Annotated in this window: 2 protein-coding genes; both read left to right on the top strand. The window is 44.1% G+C overall.

All coding sequences use genetic code 11. The features are described 5' to 3' along the window. Nucleotides 1–219: DNA polymerase III subunit chi (locus AC4GME_RS05140; RefSeq protein ID WP_490379094.1), on the top strand; the 219-nt coding region annotated here is incomplete at its 5' end. Nucleotides 220–222: 3 nt separating this feature from the next. Then, nucleotides 223–2,835 (top strand): valine--tRNA ligase (locus tag AC4GME_RS05135; RefSeq protein WP_490379093.1); only part of this gene is annotated, 2,613 nt, incomplete at its 3' end.

Below are 2,835 nucleotides of genomic sequence, written 5' to 3'. Positions count from 1 at the left end.
CCGACACATCCTCGCCAGATTTTAATTAATTTAAGCACTAACGTGCCTGATTTTGCGATCAATTTCCAACAAATTATCGATTTTGTTCCGTTTGCGGAGCCACTAAAAATTGCAGCACGAACACGTTACAGCACCTATAAAAAGATGGGGCTGACACTTTCCACTCAAACAGTTGAAAATGCAGACACTGTTGAGTCAACCAACAACACAGAAGATTAGAAAATGGAAAAGACATACAACCCAAGTGCTATTGAGCAAAAAAACTACCAAAACTGGGAAGAGAAAGGTTATTTCAAACCGCATGGCGATACCAGTGAAGAGAGTTACTGCGTCATGATCCCACCGCCAAATGTTACGGGTAGCCTGCACATGGGGCATGCTTTCCAAGATACCATTATGGACACACTGATTCGTTATCAACGTATGCAAGGCAAAAACACCCTCTGGCAAATGGGCACAGACCATGCGGGCATCGCCACACAAATGGTTGTTGAACGTAAACTTTTCGCTGAAACAGGACAAACCCGTAAAGAGCTTGGCCGGGAAACCTTTATCGATAAAATTTGGGATTGGAAAGCGGAATCGGGTGGTAATATCTCACAACAGATGCGCCGTTTAGGCACATCAGTTGATTGGGATCGTGAACGCTTTACTATGGATGAAGGCCTTTCTCACGCCGTTAAAGAGGTATTTGTTAACCTTTACAATGATGATCTTATCTACCGTGGTAAGCGTCTGGTTAACTGGGATCCTAAACTACATACGGCAATTTCAGACTTAGAAGTTGAAAACAAAGACCTAAAAGGCTCTATGTGGCACTTCCGTTACCCATTAGCTGATGGCGTAAAAACAGCCGACGGCAAAGATTATTTAGTGGTTGCCACAACTCGCCCAGAAACCATGCTCGGTGATACCGCCGTTGCTGTGAACCCTGAAGATCCGCGCTATAAAGATCTAATCGGTAAAGAGATTATTTTACCGCTTGTTAATCGCCGCATTGCTGTAATTGGCGATGATCATGCCGATATGGAAAAAGGCACGGGTTGCGTAAAAATCACCCCGGCTCATGACTTTAACGATTACGAAGTCGGTAAACGTAACAAATTGCCAATGATCAATGTATTAACCTTTGATGCTTGTATCCGCAATGAGTCTGAAGTATTTAATAGCAATGGTGAAAAAAGTGATGTTTATACAGCAGAGCTTCCTGAGCAATTTCAAGGGCTAACACGTGAAGATGCACGCAAACTGGTTGTCAACTCACTTGAAGAATTAGGTTTATTAGATGAAATCAAAGCACATGATTTAACAGTACCTTATGGCGACCGTGGTGGTGTGGTTATTGAGCCGATGCTGACCGATCAATGGTATGTTCGTGTAGCACCTTTGGCTAAAGTAGCCAATGAAGCGGTTGACAATGGCGATATCGAGTTTGTGCCAAAACAGTATAAAAACATGTATAACTCTTGGATGAACGACGTCCAAGATTGGTGTGTATCGCGTCAGCTTTGGTGGGGACATCGCATCCCAGCCTGGTACGATCAAGCGGGAAAAGTTTATGTCGGTCGTGATGAAGCGGAAGTACGTGCTAAACATGATTTAGGCGATGATGTGCTGCTAAGTCAAGATGACGATGTCTTAGATACCTGGTTCTCGTCGGGTCTATGGACATTCTCTACCCTTGGCTGGCCAGAAAAAACGCTGGATCTAAAAACCTTCCACTCGACCGATGTCTTGGTTACCGGTTTTGATATCATCTTCTTCTGGGTTGCGCGCATGATCATGATGACCATGCACTTTATGAAAGATGAAAACGGCAAACCACAAGTGCCGTTTAAAAAAGTTTATTTTACCGGCCTTATTCGTGATGAGCATGGCGATAAGATGTCAAAATCGAAAGGTAATGTGCTTGATCCGCTGGATATGATCGACGGCATTGACTTGGAAAGTTTAGTAACAAAACGTTGCGGCAATATGATGCAGCCACAACTGGCGGCTAAAATAGAAAAAGATACCCGCGAAACCTTTGCCAACGGCATTGAAGCGCACGGCACAGATGCACTGCGCTTTACGCTTGCGGCAATGGCTACCACAGGTCGCGATATTAACTGGGATATGACCCGTTTAGAAGGCTACCGTAACTTCTGTAATAAGCTATGGAACGCCAGCCGTTATGTATTAATGAGCGCGGAAGAGCACGATTGTGGTTTCAGCGACAATCAAGAGATGCAATTAAGTTTGGCAGATCGTTGGATTCAAGGGCAACTGCAAACAACTATCAAAGAGTTCCGTCACGCATTGGATACCTTCCGTTTTGATATTGCTGCAAATATTTTATACGAATTCACTTGGGATCAATTCTGTGGTTGGTATTTAGAGTTAACTAAACCGATATTGTTTAAAGGCAGTGAAGCACAGCAACGTGGCACTCGCCATACGCTAATCACAGTGTTAGAAACGCTATTACGTCTAGCCCATCCAATTATGCCATTTATGACCGAAGAGATTTGGCAGCGTGTTAAAGGTATTACCGGTCAAGGTGGTGATACCATCATGCTCGAAGCTTACCCTGAATATAATGAAGCACTTGTTGACGAGCAAGCAGTTCAAGATCTCGAATGGGTTAAACAAGTCATTGTTGCGGTGCGGAATGTCCGTGGTGAAATGGATATCAGCCCGAAAGTGCCGCTTAATGTATTAGTTAAAAATGCATCAAGTGATGATCAGCGTCGTTTCAGTGAAAACGAAGCATTCTTAGCCGCGCTGGCGAAGCTTGAAAGTGTAACGGTTGTAGAAAAGGGGCAAGAAACACCCGTTTCCGCCACCGCATTAGTG

This window comes from Psychromonas sp., from assembly GCF_983033635.1.
This window is presented reverse-complemented; position numbering and strand designations above follow the sequence as displayed.